Genomic DNA, 20,747 nt, shown 5'->3' with positions numbered 1-20,747 from the left:
CTCACAAAGTTCAAACACTTACTGAAATGTTATCAAGAAAGGTGGAGAGATAGACTCTATGAAGCCTTAGCAACCCTTAGATTTACTATGAAGGTGCTAAATTCTACTTAATGTTCGATTCATTAATCGAAGTATTGGATAGATAACTCAAACCCAATTACTCATCTGTAATTGGTATTTTCTTTTTAACATTTTTCTATTAAGTACGCTTCTAACGAGGCTTATTTGGCTTTTGGTTTAATTTATTTTAATTCAAAATTTAGAAAAATGAGTACACAAAAATTCGCAACTAAAGCGTTGCACGCAGGACACGACGTTAGTCAAACTTCAGGAACCAGAGCAGTTCCTATTTACCAAACTTCATCTTATGTTTTTGATGATTCTGATGATGCAGCAGGAAGATTTAATCTTTCGGTTCCAGGGTTTATTTACACACGATTAAATAATCCTACAAATGATATTCTAGAACAACGTTTAGCTGCCTTAGAAGGTGGTATTGCAGCAGTAGCAACTGCTTCTGGAACTGCAGCAATTTCAACAACTTTATTAACTCTTTTAAAAGCAGGTGATCATATTGTTGCCTCTAGTAGTTTGTATGGAGGAACCTATAATTTACTAAGTGTTACCTTACCAAGACATGGTATTACAACTACTTTTGTGGATCCTTCAGATGTTGAAAACTTTAAAAAAGCAAGCCAAGAAAATACAAGAGCATTTTTTGTAGAATCTTTAGGAAACCCAAAACTAGATGTTTTAGATATTGAAGCAATTGCTGAGGTGTCTAAAGCAAATAAAGTGCCTTTAATTGTTGATAATACAGTAGCAACACCTTATTTGTTAAACCCAATAGAGTATGGTGCTAATATTGTAATTCACTCGTTGACCAAGTATATTACTGGTAACGGAACCTCTCTTGGTGGAGTTATTATTGATGCAGGAACTTTTGATTGGACCAATGGTAAATTTCCTGAATTTACAGAACCATCTCCTGGTTATCATGGTTTAGTGTATAGCGAAGCTATTGGTGCTGCTGCTTTTATTGCAAAAATTAGAGTCGAAGGACTAAGAGATTATGGTGGAGCATTAAGCCCTTTTAATGCCTTTCAAATTATTCAAGGTTTAGAAACTTTAGAACTGCGTATACAAAAACACAGTGAAAATGCATTAGAATTAGCAACATGGTTAGAAGCGCAGCCAGAAGTGAATTGGGTGAATTATCCTGGTTTACAATCTAGTAAATATAAAAAACTTGCCGATAAATATTTGCCAAACGGACAAAGTGGCGTAGTTACCTTTGGTGTTGAAGGAGGTTTTGAATCGGCTAAAAAAATAGCAGATACCACAAAAATATTTTCATTACTGGCTAATATTGGCGATACCAAATCGTTAATTATTCACCCAGCAAGTACAACGCATCAACAATTAGATGATGCAGCACAAGAGGCAACAGGGGTTAGTAAAGATTTAATTCGTTTGTCTGTAGGAATTGAAAATATAGAAGATTTAAAAGCAGATTTAAAAGAAGCTTTTAAAGTGGTTAAAGAAACCATTTTAGCATAATATATTTTAGTTATACCTGCTTTGCTAATAAATTACAAAGCAGGTATAGCAATTAAAAACCTATAAATGGCTACGTTAAACTACATAAAAATACCAAGTTTTAAACTTGCTTCTGGTGTCTCTCAAGATATTAAATTATCCTATCAAACTTTTGGGCAACCTTTACATCAAGCACCTATTGTGCTAGTAAATCATGCGCTTACAGGAAATAGTAATGTGGCAGGAGAAGATGGCTGGTGGAACGATGTCATTGGCGATAACAAAGTTATAGATACTAAGGTATATACTGTTTTAGCTTTTAATATTCCTGGAAATGGTTATGATGGTTTTATTGTTGAAAACTACAAAGATTTTGTAGCAAGAGACATAGCAAAAATATTTTTGGTAGGATTAGAAAAACTAAAAATAAGTTCTGTTTTTGCACTAATAGGAGGTTCTTTAGGAGGAGGAATTGCTTGGGAAATGGCAGTGCTTTCTCCAAATCTTGCAGCGCATTTAATTGCAGTTGCAACCGATTGGAAATCTACAGATTGGCTAATTGCAAATTGCCAAATACAAGAACAGTTTTTAGTGAATTCTAACAATCCAGTGCACGATGCAAGAATGCATGCTATGTTGTGCTATAGAACGCCAAAATCATTTAAAGAACGTTTTAAGCGAAGTAGAAATAACGAGTTAGAAATTTTTAATGTAGAAAGTTGGTTGCTGCATCATGGTAAAAAGCTTCAAGAACGTTTTCAGTTGTCTGCCTATAAGTTAATGAATCAATTATTACGAAGCATAGACGTAACCAAAGGCAGAGAAAATTATGATGCAGTATTAAAAAATATAAAAGCAAACATTAGCATTATAGGTGTAGATTCTGATTTGTTTTTTACTGCAGAAGAAAATAGAGAAACACAAAAACAATTAGCATTATTACATCCAAATGTGACGTATCATGAAATTAATTCTGATCATGGACACGATGCTTTTTTAATAGAATTTGATCAATTAGAAAAAATCATTGAAGATATTTTTAATCCGAATTCGAAAAATAAAAAAATGAAAATATTAAAATTTGGCGGAAAATCTTTAGGAAATAAAGAAGGGTTAACCAATACTATTTCTATTATAAAAGATAAGGTAGAAAAAGAAGAACGTATAACTGTTGTGGTTTCCGCTAGAGGAAATGCTACAAATGAGTTAGAAGAAATTCTTAAAAAAGCATCTCAAAAAGAAGCCTATAAAGAAGCGTTTTTAGCTTTTCAAAAATACCAAACAGAGCCTCTAAAAACCATTGATTTTTCCGAAGAGTTTAAAACCCTAGAAACCCTTTTTGAAGGTGTTGCTTTATTAGGAGATTATAGTGAGAAAATAGAAAATCAAGTATTGGCTTATGGCGAAATTTTATCGGCTAAATTAATTACGGCCTTACTTAAAAAAGAAAAGGTAAACGCAAATGCTACAGATGCAAGAACGCTAATTAAAACCGAAGGAACGTTTAGTAATTCAAAACCTATTCATGCCGTTTCTAAAGAAAATGTTTTAACTCATTTTAAACAATATAATGGTACAACCGTTAATATAGTTACTGGTTTTGTCGCTTCTAATCTTAAAAATGAGACTACTACTTTAGGTAGAAACGGAAGCAATTATTCTGCAGCTCTTTTAGCCAATTATTTAGATGCCGAAGAGCTTCAAAACTATACTCATGTTAATGGTATTTATACGGCAAATCCAGATTTGGTTCCTGATGCAAAAAAAATTAAAGAACTCTCTTTTTCTGAAGCGAATGAGCTAGCTAATTTTGGTGCAACCATTTTACATGCAAAAACCATTATTCCGTTATTAGAAAAAAATATAAACCTTCGTATTTTAAATACTTTTAACCTTGAAGATGAAGGTACTTTAATAACTGCAAAAAACGATAGCAACCAAGCTACTTCTTTATCTGTTTTAGATAATGTGGCTTTAATAAATTTAGAAGGTCGTGGTTTGTTGGGAAGAGTAGGTGTAGATGCTAGAATTTTTAAAGCCTTGAGTCTTTATAATATTAGTGTAAGTATTATTTCGCAAGGTTCTTCAGAACGAGGAATAGGCTTGGTTATTGATGCTGATAAAGCAACACAGGCAGTAATTGCTTTAGAACAAGAATTTGAAAATGATTTTTATTCGCAAGACGTACATAAAATTGACGTGGTAGATGATGTTTCCGTTATTTCTATTATTGGTCTTGCCTTGAGCGATTTTCATAAACCTTTTAATGCACTTATTAAAAATCAAATTACACCACTACTTTTTAACAATACATTTACTGGTAAAAATGTAAGCCTTGTGGTTAAAAAAGATCAATTATTAAAAGCTGCAAATGTAATTCATGGCGAAGTTTTTAATAGTTCAAAAAAAGTCAATCTTGCTATTTTTGGTCATGGTTTAGTTGGTAGTGCTTTAATAAATCAAATTATTTCTTCGGCTAGAGATATTGAAAAACGTAAAGGTGTTAAACTAAATATTTTTGCCATTGCTAATTCTAAAAAAGTACTGTTGTCTAAAAATGGTGTGTCACAAAACTGGAAAGAAGAAATAGCGCAAAAAGGCGAAGCGTATAACATTCAAAATATTATTGATTTTGCAGAAAAACACCACCTTGAAAATTTAATTGCTATAGATAATACAGCAAGCAAGACTTTTGTAAATAGTTACAATACTTTGGTTTCTCATGGATTTGACTTGGTTTCTTCTAATAAAATTGCCAATACTATAGGTTTAAAGTTTTATAATGAATTGCGTGAAAACTTAGATAAGCATCAAAAAAAATATTTATACGAAACCAATGTAGGAGCAGGTTTACCATTAATTGATACCATTAAGTTACTACATCTATCTGGCGAAAATATTACGCGTATTCGAGGTGTTTTTTCGGGTACTTTAAGTTATATATTTAATAGTTTTTCTGCACAAGACAAGCTTTTTTCAGAAGTGCTAAAAGAAGCCATTGATAAAGGATTTACAGAACCAGACCCAAGAGAAGATCTTTGCGGAAATGACGTGGCAAGGAAATTACTAATACTAGCTAGAGAATTAGATTTAAATAATGAAATTGAAGATGTTGTGATTCAAAATTTAATTCCTGAAGCTTTGCAAAGTGTAAATGTATCTACGTTTTTAAATTCTCTTGAGGAAATGAATGCTACCTATGCAGCGTTAAAAAGTGCTCAAGATAAAGATTGTGTATTGCGATATATTGGCGATTTATCTGGTAATTTAGAAGATGAAAATGGTGCCAAATTAGAAGTAAAACTAGTTTCTGTTCCGCAAAGTTCTCCTTTAGGTGCTTTAAAAGGATCTGATTCTATTTTTGAAATTTATACAGAGTCTTATGGAGAGCAACCATTGGTAATTCAAGGAGCAGGAGCAGGAGCACAAGTAACAGCAAGAGGTGTTTTTGGAGATGTTTTAAGATTAATAGAAAACAATAATTAAAAGTAGTAGACGTATTATGAGCAAAAATAATTTTGAAACCGAAGCGATAAGAACACAATTAGAACGTTCGCAATTTTTAGAGCATTCTGCTCCTTTATACCTTACTTCTAGTTATGTTTTTGAAGACGCAGAAGATATGAGAGCTTCTTTTGCTGAAGAAAAAGAACGTAATATTTATAGCAGATTTACAAATCCGAATACCTCAGAGTTTGTAGATAAAATTTGTAAAATGGAAGGTGCAGAAGCAGGTTATGCATTTGCAACTGGTATGTCTGCTATTTTTTCAACATTTGCTGCCTTGCTAAATGCTGGTGACCATATTGTTTCTTCTAGAAGTGTTTTTGGCTCCACACATGGTTTGTTTACCAAATATTTGCCAAAATGGAATATCACTACTAGCTATTTTGATGGTAATAATTTAGATAGTATTGAAGATGTCATTCAGCCTAATACAAAAATATTATATGCTGAGAGTCCAACAAATCCAGCCATAGATATTCTAGATTTAGAATACTTAGGAAAAATAGCTAAAAAACACAATCTGTTATTGGTAATAGATAATTGTTTTGCTACTCCATACTTACAAAACCCAATACAATTTGGTGCAGATTTAGTAATTCATTCTGCTACAAAATTAATAGATGGTCAAGGTCGTGTTTTAGGAGGTGTTACTGTTGGTAGTAAAGCATTGATTAGAGAAATTTATTTGTTTTCAAGAAATACAGGTCCTGCATTATCGCCATTTAATGCTTGGGTATTGTCAAAAAGTTTAGAAACACTAGCAGTACGTTTAGATAGGCATTGTGAAAATGCAGAAAAAGTGGCTTTGTTTTTACAGTCTCATGCAAATGTAAACTTGGTAAAATATCCTTTTTTAAAGTCGCATCCTCAATATGAAATAGCTAAAAAGCAAATGAAAAAAGGAGGGAATATTGTAGCTTTTGAAGTAAAAGGAGGTATTGAAGCAGGAAGAAATTTTTTAAATAAAATACAAATGGCAACCCTTTCTGCAAATTTAGGAGATACAAGAACTATAGTGACACATCCAGCTTCTACAACACATAGCAAGTTAACAGAAGCAGACCGTTTAGAGGTAGGAATTACAGATGGATTGGTTCGTGTTTCTGTTGGTTTAGAAAATGTAGATGATATTATTAACGATTTAAAACAGGCTTTAGATTAATATATAAAATAAGTATCTTTGTAGGATGCTTTCAAAGAAAACAAAATACGGAATTAAAGCACTTACCTTTTTGGCAAAACAAGAAGTAGGTGTGCCTGTTCCAATTGAAATGATTTCAAAAAGTGAAAATATTTCTAGAAAATTCTTAGAAAGTATATTGTTAAGCTTACGTAAAAATGGCTTTTTAGGATCTAAAAAAGGAAAATCAGGTGGTTATTACCTTCTTAAAAGTCCAGAAGCTATTAAAATGGTAGATGTTATGCGTATTTTAGAAGGACCTATTGCAATGGTTCCTTGTGTAAGTTTAAACTTCTATGAGAAATGTTCCGATTGTCCAGACGAAGCTGCATGTGCTGTACATTTGTTAATGATTAAAGTAAGGGATAATACGCTAGAAATATTCAGAAATACCTCACTAGCAGACCTAACGCGTTAACAGTTTACTAGAAATAGCCTTATATTTTTATGATTTTTTTAGTACTAGAAATAAATAAAAAGTATACATTTGTTTTTTAATCCTAGTAAATCGATAGGAATTATAGAAATAATAAAAATACGACATGATAAAACTAGATATTGATACCTTAAATAAAGAGCTAAGAAACAAAACACCAGATGAAATAATTCAATGGGCTTTAACGCTATCTAGCAACAGGATAGTAACTACCAGTTTTGGTAAATATTCGGCAATACTTTTAAGTACCATGTCTAAACATGATAAAAATATTAAGGTGGTTTGGTGTGATACCTTGTTTAATTTACCAGAAACCTATGCACATGCAGATAGCCTTATTAAAGATTATAATTTAAATATTAAAAAATACCAATCTTTAAAAACAAGAGAAGAAATAGAAGAAACCATAGGCTTGCCTAATGTTGAAGATGATAATCATGCGTTGTTTTCTGAAGTAGTAAAATTAGAACCTTTTAGAAGAGCATTACAAGAACAGCAACCCGAATTATGGTTTACAAATATTAGAGTACGCCAAACAGAACTAAGAGATAAAAAAGATATTTTAAGTTACAGTAAAGATGGTATTTTAAAGATCAGCCCATTTTATTATTGGTCAGATTACGATTTAGATAATTATTTAGAAGTACATAATTTACCTAAAAACCACACGTATTTTGATCCTATAAAAGCCTTAGAAAATAGAGAGTGTGGTATACACTTACAATAAAGTTGAAACAGTATGCAAAGTTTTAGAACCGAAATAGAAAACCCAGTAGTAGAGCAAGATATTATTGACTTAGCCAATAAAATTGAACTTTTTAAAGCTGGAAAAGTAGACGAAGAAAAATTTAGAAGTCTTCGTTTGGCAAGAGGTGTTTACGGACAACGTCAACAAGGCGTGCAAATGATTAGAATAAAGCTTCCTTATGGTAAAGTTTTAAGCAACCAGTTGCACAGAATTGCAGATGTTTCTGATGAGTATTCTCGTGGTAGATTACACATTACTACACGTCAAGATATTCAAATTCATTATGTAGATCTGGATAGAACACCAGAACTTTGGGCAGAATTAGAGCGTGATGATGTTACACTTCGTGAGGCTTGTGGTAATACAGTTCGTAATGTTACAGCAAGCGAAACTGCAGGAATAGATGTTAAGGAGCCTTTTGATGTTTCTCCATATGCAGATGCTATTTTTAAGTTCTTTTTACGCAATCCTATTTGTCAAGAAATGGGTAGAAAATTTAAAGTGTCTTTTTCTGCTACAGAAGAAGATACAGGCTTGTCTTACATGCATGATTTAGGATTTATTGCTAAAATTAAAAACGGAGTAAGAGGTTTTAAAGTGATGCTTGGTGGTGGTTTAGGCTCGCAGCCAAGACATGCAGATGTGTTTTATGGTTTTTTAGAATCCGATAAAATAATTCCTGTAATGGAAGGTGTCTTAAGAGTTTTTGATCGTCATGGCGAACGTAAAAGTCGTGCCAAAGCAAGAATGAAATTCTTAATTAAAGACATTGGTTTAGATGCTTTTAAAAAATTGGTAGAAGAAGAACAAGATGCTATCGAATATAAGTCTGTAGCTATTGATGCAGAGAATTATCCGGTTTCTATTCCTGTTTCTGTTGAAGCGCCAACAGTAGAAATTGAAGATGAAGAAGCATTTCAATTATGGAAAGCTACTAATGTCATTCCGCAAAAACAAGAAGGATATGTTGCCATAGGAATTAAAGTGCTTCTAGGAGATTTTTATACGGACAAAGCACGATTATTAGCAGATTTAGTGCAAAATTATGCTGCAGGAGAAATTCGTTTAAGCCTACGTCAGAATATATTAATTCCGTTTGTAAAAGCAGATTTATTACCATTTTTCTACCAAGAATTAGCCAAATTAGGTTTTGTTGAAGCAGGTTACAATAAAGCGGTTGATATTACTGCATGTCCAGGAACAGATACTTGTAATTTAGGTATTGCAAGCAGCACAGGAATTGCAGATGAGCTGGAACGTGTTATAAAAACAGAATACCCACAATATTTAAAAAACGAAGATTTAATCATCAAAATTAGTGGTTGTATGAATGCTTGCGGTCAACATAATGCTGCAAATATTGGTTTTCAAGGTATGTCTATTCGTACGCCAGATAAATTAGTAGCTCCAGCTTTACAAGTACTTTTAGGTGGAGGAAATAAAGGAAATGGTCAAGGTGTTTTTGCTGATAAAGTGGTAAAAGTGCCTAGTAGAAGAGGACCAGAAGCATTACGTAGAATTTTAAATGATTTCGAAACTAACGGAAACGGAAAGCTATTTGTAGATTATTATTTGCAACAAGGCGAAAAGTATTTTTATGAAATGCTAAAAGACCTTTCTGATGCTACCAACTTAACACAAGAAGATTTTATAGATTGGGGAACTAATGAAGCATACGTAAAAGCTATCGGAATTGGAGAATGTGCAGGTGTTGTTATTGATTTAATTGCAACTTTATTTCTGGAAAGTGAAGAAAAAATAGAAACAGCAAAAGAAGCTTTTACTAATAAAGTGTATTCTAATGCTATCTACTTTGCGTATCGTTCTATGGTAAATTCCGCGAAAGCGATTTTACTTTCCGAAAATATTTCCACCAATACACAAGCAGGAATTATAAATACGTTTCAAACTGAGTTTGTAGAAAACAATAAAATTAATTTAGGTGTGTCTTTTTCTAAATTAATTTATCAGATAAAAAATAATGCGCCAACCCAAGCATTTGCAAAAAGTTATATTAAAAATGCCGAAGATTTTTTAGAAGCTGTTCGTGTGTTTAGAGAAAATGAAAAACAATTGGTAAGCTAGCTTACTACTAAAATTTAAGAAGATGAAAACACCAAAACTAACAGTAGTAGGAGCAGGTCCTGGAGATCCAGATTTAATTACTTTAAAAGCAATTAAAGCCATTAAAAATGCAGATGTTATTTTGTATGATGCCCTTGTAAATAAAGAATTATTGACCTATGCTTCAACTGATACAGAACTTATTTTTGTAGGTAAACGTAGAGGTTGTTATGCGTATCAGCAAGAACAAATTAATGACTTAATTGTTGCTAGAGCTAAATCTCACGGACATGTAGTACGTTTAAAAGGAGGAGATCCTTTTATTTTTGGTCGTGGTGCAGAAGAGATTGATTATGTAAGACAATTTGGACTAGAAACCTACATGGTTCCTGGTATATCTTCTTCATTAGCTGTTCCTGCTTATCAAGGAATTCCGTTAACAAAAAGAGGAAGTTCAGAAAGTTTTTGGGTAATTACAGGTACTACTAAATCGCATGCTATTTCAAAAGATGTAGCGATTGCTGCAAAATCTTCAGCAACCGTTGTTATTTTAATGGGAATGGGAAAACTAAAAGAAATTGTATCTATTTTTTCTGCTGAAGGAAAAGCAAAAACTCCAATAGCAATTATTCAAAACGGAACAACGAAAGACGAGAAATTTGGCGTAGGAACCATAGAAACTATTTGTAATGTAGTTACAGAAAAACAACTAGCAAATCCTGCTATAATTGTTATTGGTGAAGTGGTTGAAAAACGCGTACAGCTAAATTCTATTTTTAATGAAGTTATTAAGCAACCAGAAGTAATTTCTGCATAACAAGGAATAGAAATGGAAGATAGAAATAACTTATATCCAATTTTTTTAAAAGTAGAACAACTCAACGTTCTTATTGTTGGAGGAGGTAACGTAGCTTTAGAAAAATTAAACTTTTTACTAAAGTCTAGTCCGAATGCAAAAGTGCAAATGATAGCTCCTTTTTATAGAGCCGAAACTATTGCATTAGCTACAGAATATGGAGTAGAAATGCTTGATGGTGTTTATAATGATTTGCATTTAAGTAATAAACATATTGTTATTGCTACTACAGATAATGTAGATGTAAATATTGAGGTGTACCAAGATTGCAAGCAAAGAAATATTCTAGTCAATGTGGCAGATAATCCTCCATATTGCGATTTTTATATGGGAGGAATTGTTACCAAAGGAAATGTAAAAATAGCCATTTCTACCAACGGAAAATCACCAACAACAGCCAAACGCTTACGTCAATCTTTTGAAGATGTTATTCCTGATAATATTGACGATATGGTTAAAAATTTAAACATTTTTAGAAAAACAATAAAAGGCGATTTCGAAGAAAAAGTAGAAACGCTTAACGAGTTTACAAAAGGGTTAATTAGTAAAAAAGAAGTACATCATGATTAAAACAGATATATTAATAATAGGAGCAGGTCCAACAGGTTTATTCACAGTTTTTGAGGCAGGATTGCTAAAATTAAAGTGCCATTTAATTGACGCGCTGCCTCAGCCTGGCGGACAATGTTCAGAGATTTATCCTAAAAAACCTATTTATGATATTCCTGGTTTTCCAGAGGTTTTAGCAGGAGATTTAACCGCTAATTTATTAGAGCAAGGAAGACAGTTTGAACCAGGTTTTACCTTAGGGGAACGTGCAGAAACTATTGAAAAACAAGAAGACGGAAGTTTTATCGTTACCACCAATAAAGGAACGCAACACCAAGCACCTGTAGTTGCCATTGCTGGTGGCTTAGGTTCTTTTGAACCTAGAAAACCAAAGATTGAAAACATTGCCTATTACGAAGATAAAGGTGTAGAATACTTTATTAAAGATCCTGAAGTGTACAGAGATAAAAAAGTGGTGATTTCTGGTGGTGGAGATTCTGCCTTAGATTGGAGTGTGTTTTTAACAGATGTGGCTTCTCAAGTGACTTTAGTTCATAGAAGAAATGAGTTTCGTGGTGCTTTAGATTCTGTTGAAAAAGTACAAGAACTTAAAAAACAAGGTAAAATAAATCTTATAACTCCAGCCGAAGTAACTGCTTTACATGGTAATAATAAGCTAGAAGGAATTACAGTTACTAAAGAAGGTGAAAAAATATTGTTAGAAACCGATCATTTTATTCCGCTTTTTGGACTGTCGCCAAAACTAGGACCTATTGGTGATTGGGGATTAGAAATTGTTAAAAATGCTATAAAAGTAGATACTTTAGACTATCAAACAAATATTCCGGGTATCTTTGCTATTGGAGATGTAAATACATACGAAGGAAAACTAAAGTTGATTTTGTGTGGTTTTCATGAAGCAACCTTAATGTGTCAGTCTGCATATAAAATTATCAATCCAGGTAAAAAGTATGTGTTAAAATATACAACAGTTAGTGGTATTGATGGTTTTGATGGTACACGTAAAGAAGCACCAAAAGCAGTAGTTCAATCTATCAATTAATTTAAATGATTTTTAACCTTCGACTAAAAGAAGAAGTAGCAGTTTTTACTAAAGATTTGTTTTATGCTTTATTTGAAGAAGAAGAAAAGCAAAAAGTAGAATTAGAATACTTAAAAGCAGTTTTTTTAAAATTTTCAAAAGAACTAAAAGTTCTTAATGGAGAAATTATCTGGAAAAATTTTGCAGATAAATTACATCTAATTAAAAAGAAAATTGAATTAGATGCCAAAGCGGCAAAAGCAAATGATCCTGCTTGTAAAAGTTTAGAAGAAGTATACTTAGCATATCCTGGTTTTCACGCCATAGCTATATATCGTTTAAGTCATGAGTTTTATTCATTAAACTTATATATTCTTTCTAGAATGATGTCAGAGTATATTCATGGCATTACAGGAATAGATATTCATGCAGGAGCGACTATAGGTGATTCTTTTTTTATAGATCATGGTACAGGTGTTGTAATAGGCGAAACTGCTATTATAAAAAGTCAAGTAAAAATTTATCAAGGAGTTACTTTAGGCGGAATTCAAGTTAAAAAAAGTCTTGCTTCCACAAAAAGACATCCTACTATTGAAGATAATGTAACCATTTATGCAAACGCAACTATTCTTGGTGGCGATATTGTTATAGGAAAAAATAGTATTATTGGAGCTAATGTTTGGATTACAGAATCTGTTCCAGCAAATTCTTTGGTAACCTATCAATCTGAAATAAAAATAAAGACAAGAAAATAATGATAGAAGGAAAATCAATAACAGACTTAATTGGTAATACACCTTTAGTAGAAGCAACACATATTATACAAAAAGAAGGTGTTCGCTTGTTTTTAAAATTAGAAGGAAAAAATCCTGGAGGAAGCGTTAAAGATAGAGCTGCTTTTAATATGATTACCGAAGCCTTAAAACGTGGTGATATTAAAAAAGGAGATACGCTAGTTGAAGCAACAAGTGGTAATACAGGTATTGCTTTAGCGTTTATTGCACAGCTTTCAGGTTTAAATATGGTGCTTATAATGCCAGAAAACTCTACCAAAGAGCGCATTAAAACCATGCGTGCTTATGGTGCAGAATTAATTTTAACTTCTGTAGATGTTGGTATTGAAGGAGCAAGAGATTTAGCCATTCAATTAAGTGAAGAGAAAGGCTATTTTATGCTGAATCAGTTTGCTAATGAAGATAACTGGAAAGCACATTATAAAACTACTGGACCAGAAATCTGGAACGATACTAACGGAGAAATTACACATTTTGTTTCTGCCATGGGAACCACAGGAACCATTATGGGAGTTTCTACCTATTTAAAAGAGCAAAATAAAGACGTGGTAATTGTTGGAGCGCAACCTAAGGATGGTGCGAAAATTCCTGGTATTCGTAAATGGCCAGAAGCATACTTACCAAAAATATTTAATGCTTCTAAAGTAGATCAAGTAGTTGATGTAAGCGAAGAAGATGCAAGAGAAGTAGCCAATAGACTAGCAAAAGAAGAAGGTGTTTTTGCAGGAATGAGTAGTGGTGGCTCTGTAGCTTCTGCTTTACAAATTGCAGAACAAATAGATAAAGGAATCATTGTTGCTATTATTTGCGATATAGGAGATCGCTATATTTCTTCAGATTTATATGAATAAAATTGGTTATCCTATTTTTATTCTGTTATTTTACACTTTAATACTAGTTGTTAATTGAAATTATTATTGAAATTTCAATTAGTAAATGGTATTTGTTCATAATCGTATTGAATGTTATCACGAAAGGCAGAGGGAATAGACCCATTGAAGCCTTGGCAACCCTTTATAAAAAAGAAGGTGCTAAATTCTACTTTTTACTGAATCTTCAGTAAACAGACAGATAACCATAAGTAATTCTCTTACTTCCCTTCCTGATGACATTTATATAATTTAATATAACATGTCAGATATAAAACAAATTTTAAAACAACATATTTTAGTGCTAGATGGTGCCATGGGTACTATGCTTCAGCAGTATGATTTTACCGAAGAAGATTTTCGTGGTGAACGCTTTAAAGAATATCCAACTTCTTTAAAAGGTAATAATGATTTGCTGTCGCTTACCCAACCAGAAGCCATTGCAACCATTCATGCTAAATATTTTGAAGCAGGAGCAGATATTGTAGAAACCAACACTTTTTCTGGTACTACAATAGCAATGGCAGATTACAATATGGAAGATTTGGTATACGAACTAAATTTTGAGTCAGCCAAAATAGCAAAAAAAGTTGCCGAAGAATTCACAAAAAAGAATCCAAATAAACCTCGATTTGTAGCAGGAAGTATTGGTCCAACAAACCGAACAGCTAGTTTATCTCCTGATGTAAACAGACCAGAATATAGAGCCATTACTTTTGAAGAATTACGCGTTGCCTACAAGCAACAAGTAGAAGCTTTACTAGATGGAGGAGTAGATATTCTTTTGGTTGAAACCATTTTTGATACACTTAATGCAAAAGCCGCATTATTTGCTATTGAAGAAGTGAAAGAAGCACGAAATATCGATATTCCAGTAATGGTTTCTGGTACCATTACAGATGCATCAGGAAGAACTTTGTCAGGTCAAACGGTTGAAGCTTTTTTAACTTCTATTTCTCATATTCCATTATTAAGTGTAGGTTTTAATTGTGCTTTAGGAGCAGAGCAACTAAAACCTTATTTACAACGCTTATCTAATGAAACCGAGTTTTTTACTTCTGCACATCCAAATGCAGGATTGCCAAATGCATTTGGTGAATATGACCAAACACCAAAAGAAATGCAAACCTATATTGAATCGTATTTACAAGATAATTTAATCAATATTATTGGTGGCTGCTGTGGTACTAGTCCAGAGCATATTAAGTTAATTGCAGAAGTTGCAAAAAAATATAAGCCAAGAAAATTAGAAATAGAAGCATAATGGGGAAAACTAAAAATAAATACTTAACTCTTTCAGGTTTAGAACCATTAGTTGTAACTCCAGAAAGTAACTTTATAAATGTTGGAGAAAGAACCAATGTTACAGGGTCTCGTAAATTTCTACGCTTAATAAAAGAAGAGAAGTATGACGAAGCATTAAGTGTTGCTAGAGATCAAGTAGAAGGTGGAGCGCAAATTATAGATGTTAATATGGACGAAGGTATGCTTGATGGAAAGTACGCCATGACTACCTTTTTAAATCTTATTGCTTCAGAACCAGATATCTCTCGTGTGCCTATTATGATTGATAGCTCGAAATGGGAAATTATTGAAGCTGGTTTGCAAGTTGTACAAGGAAAATGTGTAGTAAATTCTATAAGTTTAAAAGAAGGCGAAACCGAGTTTATTAGACAAGCAAAATTAGTGAAACGTTATGGTGCTGCGGTAATTGTGATGGCATTTGATGAAGACGGACAAGCAGATACTTACGAACGCAGAATTGAAATTTGCGAACGCTCCTATAAAATATTAGTAGATGTTGATGGTTTTCCTCCTCAAGATATCATTTTTGATCCTAATATTTTTCCTGTAGCAACAGGAATGGAAGAACACCGTTTAAATGCTTTAGATTTCTTTAGAGCCACAAAATGGATTCGTGAAAATTTACCATATGCCAATGTTTCGGGAGGCGTAAGTAATGTGTCCTTTTCTTTTCGAGGAAATAATACGGTTCGCGAAGCTATTAATGCCGCATTTTTATACCATGCTATTCAACACGGAATGAATTTAGGTATTGTTAATCCTACCATGTTAGAGGTGTATGATGAGATTGATAAAGATTTATTAAAGCATGTAGAAGACGTTTTATTTGATAGAAGTGATGATGCTACAGAACGTTTGTTAGACTTTGCCGAAACCGTAAAAGGAAATAAAAAAGAAGATGTAACCAAAGTATTAGAGTGGAGAAGTAATCCGTTACAAGATAGAATTACACATGCATTAGTAAAAGGATTAGATACTTTTATTGTTGAAGATGTAGAGGAAGCTAGGCTAGAAGTTGGAAAACCAATTGAAGTTATTGAAGGACATTTAATGATTGGAATGAGTGTAGTTGGTGATCTCTTTGGAAGCGGAAAAATGTTTCTACCACAAGTAGTTAAATCTGCGCGTGTCATGAAAAAAGCAGTTGCATATCTACAGCCTTTTATAGAGGCAGAGAAAGATGGAAGACAAGAGTTTGCTGGTAAAATTTTAATGGCAACTGTAAAAGGAGATGTGCATGATATTGGTAAAAATATTGTAAGCGTGGTTTTGGGTTGTAATAATTATGAAATTATTGACTTAGGTGTTATGGTTCCACCAGAAAAAATTGTGGATACTGCCATTAAAGAAAATGTAGATATTATTGGTTTAAGCGGATTGATAACACCTTCATTAGATGAAATGGTATATGTTTCAAAATCTTTAGAAAAAAAGAACGTTACCATTCCTATAATTATTGGTGGAGCAACAACATCTCGTGCGCATACTTCGGTTAAAATTGCACCTAATTATAGCAATACAGTAGTGCATATTAATGATGCCTCTAGAGCTGTAACTGTTGTTGGTGAGCTACTTAATAAAGATAATAAAGTATATAAAGAGCAAATTCGTGAAGAGTACAATGCGTTTAGAGAACAGTTTTTAGGCAGAACCAGAAAAAAAGAATACTTGTCTATTGAAGAAGCTAGAAAAAACAAGTTTAAAATAGATTGGAATACTTCTGAAATTATAAAACCTAACCATTTAGGTGTTCAAGAACTTCAAGATTTTGATATTACCAAATTAGAAGCATACATCGATTGGTCTCCATTTTTTAGAAGTTGGGATTTACATGGTAAATATCCAGATATTCTTACAGATGAAGTTGTTGGTGAGCAGGCAACCGATTTATTTAAAGATGCGCAAGAACTATTACAGCGCATATTTAAGGAAAAGCTTTTAAAAGCAAAGGCTGTTTTTGGCTTGTTTCCTGCAAATACCATAAATGATGATGATATAGAAGTGACTGTGGAAGCATCTCAAAAAGATACTTTAAATTTCTTAACGCTTAGGCAACAATCTAAAAAAGCGGCAGGAAAACCTAACCTTGCTATTGCAGATTTTATTGCTCCTAAAGCAACAGGAAAGCAAGATTATATTGGTGCTTTTTGTGTGTCTACTGGATTTGGTACTGCCGAATTAGCCAAGCAGTTTGAAGATGCGCATGACGATTATAACTCGATTATGATAAAGGCATTAGCAGATAGACTTGCTGAGGCTTTTGCAGAATATCTTCATAAAGAAGTACGAACCAAGCATTGGAGCTATGCTGCAAACGAAAATCTTAGCAATCAAGAGCTAATAAAAGAAAGCTATAAAGGTATTCGTCCAGCTCCTGGTTATCCTGCTTGTCCTGATCATTTAGAAAAAAAGACCATTTGGCAATTGCTTGATGTAGAAAATAGAATAGGAGTACAGCTTACCGAAAGCTTAGCCATGTGGCCAGCTGCAAGTGTAAGTGGCTATTATTTTGCAAACCCAGAAGCTAAGTATTTTGGATTAGGAAAAATAAAAGAAGACCAGTTAGAAGATTACGCAAAGCGAAGAAATATAAGCAAAGATGAAGCTACAAAATGGTTAAATCCAAATTTAGCGGATTAATAATGCTTGCGTAGGAAGGAATCTCTTAGCAAATAGAAAATAGTTTTTGCTAAGAAACCTGGCCATAGCAAGTAGATGCGTTAGCGATAGAACGGTTTGTTTGAGCTCCTCAAAGAGAGCGAGTAGTGATAGCGCGACCATAAGAAGCTTAAGCGAAGTATGGTAACGCCCAAAAAAAGAAAAAATAGTTTAATTAAAGAGATTTCCACATTGGTGGGCAATACTATGAAAGTAACAGAACACATAAAAAGTGCAAACGGAAAAACGCTTTTTTCATTTGAAATAATTCCTCCACAAAAAGGAAAAAATATTCAGGAATTATATAATAATATAGATCCTTTAATGGAGTTTAAACCTCCTTTTATTGATGTTACTACTTCTAGAGAAGAGTTTATTTATATTGATAAAGCGGGTTTGTTTGAAAGAAAAATAACTAGAATGCGTCCTGGAACTCTTGGTATTTGCGCTGCCATAAAACATAAGTATGATGTAGATACTGTGCCTCATGTGTTGTGTGGTGGATTTACCAAAGAGGAAACAGAATATTTACTAGTAGATTGCCATTATTTAGGTATTAATAATGTCATGGCTTTACGTGGCGATGCTATGAAGCATCAAAAATATTTTGAGGCAGCAAAAGGTGGTCATTTATATGCCAAAGATTTGGTGTCACAAATTCAAGATTTAAACAAAGGAAAGTATTTACATGATGTTATAGAGGTAGATGATAAATCTGATTTTTGTATTGGTGTTGCTGGTTATCCTGAAAAACATATTGAAGCACCTTCTTTACAAACCGACTTAAAACGACTAAAAGAAAAGGTAGATGCAGGAGCAGATTATGTGGTTACACAAATGTTTTTTGATAATGAAAAATACTTTCAGTTTGTTGAGGCAGCAAAAGCAGCAGGAATTAATGTGCCTATTATTCCAGGAATAAAACCAATTGCTGTACAAAGACATTTGCAATTATTACCTCAGGTTTTTAAAATTGATTTGCCAGAAGATTTAATTCAAGCTGTAGAAAATTGTAAAGACAATAAACAGGTAAGACAAGTAGGCGTAGAGTGGGCAATTAAGCAATCTAAAGAGTTGCAAAAAGCAGGAGTTCCTGTGCTTCATTTTTATTCTATGGGAAAGAGCGATAATATAAAAACCATTGCTTCTGCTTTATTTTAAATTTTATACTTTTGTGCTCTAACTAAATTTAATGAAGCGTTTATTAACCTACTTTATTTGTGTGTTTTGTACTTGCGTTTTTTCGCAAGAAAAGAAAACTACAAAGGCTTATTTTGATGTAAATTATTTTACAGGAAATATTGCTGTACATAATGATGATATAACACATTTAATTCAAGGGCATCCTGAAGGGTTTCTTTTAAGTTGGAACACTAAAACTTTTGGTGAAGAAGATTGGCAACAACGTTATAATTATCCGGATTACGGATTGTCATTAGGTTATCAGGATTTTAAAAACAGTGTGCTTGGTAATAATATTTCGTTGTATGCGCATTATAATTTTTACTTTTTAAATAGAAACTTAATGCTTCGTCTTGGTCAAGGTTTGGCTTATGCTAGCAACCCTTATGATAAGGTAGACAATTATAAAAATGTAGCTTTTGGTTCTACTATTTTAAGTAGTACTTATGCTATGATAAATTATAAAAAAGAGCGTGTTTTTAATCGTTTTGGTGTGCAAGCAGGTTTAACCCTTTTGCATTACTCTAACGCTAATGTAAAAGCACCAAATACAAGTGTAAATACTATAGCTTTTAATGTTGGTGTTACATATAATTTAGATGAGCAAGATGCCGAATACTTGCATACCTTAACAAATGAAAAATTTACACAACCTATAAAATACAACCTTGTGTTTAGAAGTGGTGTAAATGAAAGTGATGTTGTAGGTAGTGGCCAGTTTCCTTTTTATATACTTTCGGCTTATGCAGATAAACGCTTAAACCATAAAAGTGCTGTGCAATTGGGTACAGATGTTTTCTTTTCTAATTTTTTAAAAGAATATATAAAATATCGCGCAGCTGCTTTTCCTGAAGCAGGTGAAGATGGTAGTGCAGATTATAAACGTGTTGGTGTTTTTGCTGGTCATGAGTTATTTATAAACAAAATGTCTGTGGTAACACAGTTTGGTTATTATGTGTACTATCCTTATGATTTTGAAGGAAGAACCTATTTAAGAATAGGAGCAAAACGCTATTTTGGCGAAAAATGGTTTGCTGCATTAACCTTAAAATCACATGGTGCAAAAGCGGAAGCTGTAGAGCTTGGTGTAGGTATTAGATTGTAATAGGAAGCATAAATTTAATATAAAAAATCCTTCTCTTTTTTTAAGGAAAGGTGTTGCTAGAACGAAAGAGTTATGAGTCCATTTTAGTAGAATCATTAGCGATAATTAAATGATTTATAACAAACAGCATGTGACAGCTAAAAAAAACAATAAAAAAACATACATGAAAAACGGCATATACATACTTATTATATTATTTGTTTTTTCGTGCAATAACGAAGATGCTAACGATTGCTTTCAAAAAGCAGGAAGTATTGTACAGGAAGAAGTGTTTGTGTCTTCTTTTGAAAAAATTCTAGTAAATAAAGACGTAGAGCTTATACTTAAACAAGATATAGATTTTGAAGTAGTTATTGAAACTGGTGAAAACTTATTAAATGATGTGGAAGCAAAAGTGGTAAATAATGAGCTACAACTTACAGATCATAATTCTTGTAATTATATACGCGATTATGGTATAACCAAAGTATATGTAAGCGCACCAAATATTACGGAAATTAGAAGTTCTACACAATATGATATTTCTAGTGATGGTGTTTTACATTATGCCGATTTAAAATTGTTTTCAGAAGATTTTAATGCGCCAGGAAGTATTACTGTTGGCGATTTTAAATTACAGGTAAACTCGCAAAATTTAAATGTAGTAGGTAATAATATTTCATCGTTTTATATTTCTGGTAGTACGCAACATTTATATGTTGGGTTTTTCTCAGGTACAGGACGTTTTCAAGGCGAAAACCTAATTGCTCAAGAGGTAGATGTTTACCACAGAGGAACTAATGATATTCTTGTAAATCCGCAAGTATCTATTGCAGGTGAAATTAGAAGTACAGGAGATGTTATTTCTTTTAACCAACCAGCAACAATAGCTGTAGAAGAGTTTTATGATGGAAGATTGATTTTTGAGTAATTT

General features: G+C 32.7%; 16 protein-coding genes and 2 riboswitches. All 16 genes read left to right on the top strand.

The window, feature by feature from the left end; all coding sequences use genetic code 11:
* Nucleotides 1-26: 26 nt before the first annotated feature.
* A riboswitch (SAM riboswitch) is annotated at nucleotides 27-149 on the top strand.
* Nucleotides 150-267: 118 nt separating this feature from the next.
* The 16 genes from ACFSSB_RS08765 (at nucleotide 268) to ACFSSB_RS08690 (ending at nucleotide 20,744) form a co-directional block, all read left to right on the top strand.
* A complete protein-coding gene (locus ACFSSB_RS08765; RefSeq protein WP_379903266.1) occupies nucleotides 268-1,560 on the top strand; it encodes an O-acetylhomoserine aminocarboxypropyltransferase/cysteine synthase family protein in 1,293 nt (430 codons plus the stop codon).
* A gap of 66 nt (nucleotides 1,561-1,626) precedes the next feature.
* Complete coding sequence (gene thrA, locus ACFSSB_RS08760) at nucleotides 1,627-5,025, top strand: bifunctional aspartate kinase/homoserine dehydrogenase I (protein WP_379903264.1); 3,399 nt, start codon at nucleotides 1,627-1,629, stop codon at nucleotides 5,023-5,025.
* A 16-nt stretch (nucleotides 5,026-5,041) separates the two neighbouring features.
* Nucleotides 5,042-6,208: a trans-sulfuration enzyme family protein gene (locus ACFSSB_RS08755; protein ID WP_379903262.1), complete on the top strand. Its 1,167-nt coding sequence runs from the start codon at nucleotides 5,042-5,044 to the stop codon at nucleotides 6,206-6,208.
* A gap of 25 nt (nucleotides 6,209-6,233) precedes the next feature.
* Nucleotides 6,234-6,644: an RrF2 family transcriptional regulator gene (locus ACFSSB_RS08750; protein WP_379903260.1), complete on the top strand. Its 411-nt coding sequence runs from the start codon at nucleotides 6,234-6,236 to the stop codon at nucleotides 6,642-6,644.
* A gap of 124 nt (nucleotides 6,645-6,768) precedes the next feature.
* On the top strand, nucleotides 6,769-7,389 hold the full coding sequence (locus ACFSSB_RS08745; protein ID WP_379903258.1) for a phosphoadenosine phosphosulfate reductase domain-containing protein: 621 nt from the start codon (nucleotides 6,769-6,771) through the stop codon (nucleotides 7,387-7,389).
* A gap of 12 nt (nucleotides 7,390-7,401) precedes the next feature.
* Nucleotides 7,402-9,495 carry a nitrite reductase gene (locus tag ACFSSB_RS08740; protein WP_379903256.1) on the top strand — a complete coding sequence of 698 codons (2,094 nt, stop codon included), beginning with the start codon at nucleotides 7,402-7,404 and terminating at the stop codon, nucleotides 9,493-9,495.
* Between the two features lie 22 nt (nucleotides 9,496-9,517).
* Nucleotides 9,518-10,291 (top strand): uroporphyrinogen-III C-methyltransferase, encoded by a 774-nt coding sequence (gene cobA, locus ACFSSB_RS08735; RefSeq protein ID WP_379903254.1) that lies wholly within the window; start codon nucleotides 9,518-9,520, stop codon nucleotides 10,289-10,291.
* Nucleotides 10,292-10,303: 12 nt separating this feature from the next.
* Nucleotides 10,304-10,900, top strand: coding sequence for a precorrin-2 dehydrogenase/sirohydrochlorin ferrochelatase family protein (locus ACFSSB_RS08730; protein WP_379903252.1), 597 nt, complete (start codon nucleotides 10,304-10,306; stop codon nucleotides 10,898-10,900).
* Nucleotides 10,893-11,942, top strand: a complete 1,050-nt coding sequence (locus ACFSSB_RS08725) for an NAD(P)/FAD-dependent oxidoreductase (RefSeq protein ID WP_379903249.1) — start codon at nucleotides 10,893-10,895, stop codon at nucleotides 11,940-11,942. The genes ACFSSB_RS08730 and ACFSSB_RS08725 overlap by 8 nt, the downstream gene beginning before the upstream one ends.
* Nucleotides 11,943-11,947: 5 nt before the next feature.
* Complete coding sequence (epsC, locus tag ACFSSB_RS08720) at nucleotides 11,948-12,676, top strand: serine O-acetyltransferase EpsC (RefSeq protein ID WP_379903247.1); 729 nt, start codon at nucleotides 11,948-11,950, stop codon at nucleotides 12,674-12,676.
* On the top strand, nucleotides 12,676-13,566 hold the full coding sequence (cysM, locus tag ACFSSB_RS08715; RefSeq protein ID WP_379903245.1) for a cysteine synthase CysM: 891 nt from the start codon (nucleotides 12,676-12,678) through the stop codon (nucleotides 13,564-13,566). The genes epsC and cysM overlap by 1 nt, the downstream gene beginning before the upstream one ends.
* 111 nt (nucleotides 13,567-13,677) lie before the next feature.
* A riboswitch (SAM riboswitch) is annotated at nucleotides 13,678-13,793 on the top strand.
* Between the two features lie 53 nt (nucleotides 13,794-13,846).
* Nucleotides 13,847-14,848 carry a homocysteine S-methyltransferase family protein gene (locus ACFSSB_RS08710; RefSeq protein WP_379903243.1) on the top strand — a complete coding sequence of 334 codons (1,002 nt, stop codon included), beginning with the start codon at nucleotides 13,847-13,849 and terminating at the stop codon, nucleotides 14,846-14,848.
* Nucleotides 14,848-17,529 (top strand): methionine synthase, encoded by a 2,682-nt coding sequence (metH, locus tag ACFSSB_RS08705; protein WP_379903241.1) that lies wholly within the window; start codon nucleotides 14,848-14,850, stop codon nucleotides 17,527-17,529. The genes ACFSSB_RS08710 and metH overlap by 1 nt, the downstream gene beginning before the upstream one ends.
* Before the next feature lie 225 nt (nucleotides 17,530-17,754).
* Entirely contained in the window at nucleotides 17,755-18,708 is a 954-nt protein-coding gene (gene metF / locus ACFSSB_RS08700; RefSeq protein WP_379903239.1) for a methylenetetrahydrofolate reductase [NAD(P)H], read from the top strand.
* Nucleotides 18,709-18,739: 31 nt separating this feature from the next.
* Nucleotides 18,740-19,834, top strand: a complete 1,095-nt coding sequence (locus ACFSSB_RS08695) for an acyloxyacyl hydrolase (protein ID WP_379903237.1) — start codon at nucleotides 18,740-18,742, stop codon at nucleotides 19,832-19,834.
* Between the two features lie 163 nt (nucleotides 19,835-19,997).
* Entirely contained in the window at nucleotides 19,998-20,744 is a 747-nt protein-coding gene (locus ACFSSB_RS08690) for a head GIN domain-containing protein (RefSeq protein ID WP_379903235.1), read from the top strand.
* Nucleotides 20,745-20,747: the final 3 nt, after the last annotated feature.

It is taken from the genome of Lacinutrix gracilariae, from assembly GCF_042684485.1.
Classification (GTDB): Bacteria; Bacteroidota; Bacteroidia; order Flavobacteriales; family Flavobacteriaceae; genus Oceanihabitans; species Oceanihabitans gracilariae.
This window is presented reverse-complemented; position numbering and strand designations above follow the sequence as displayed.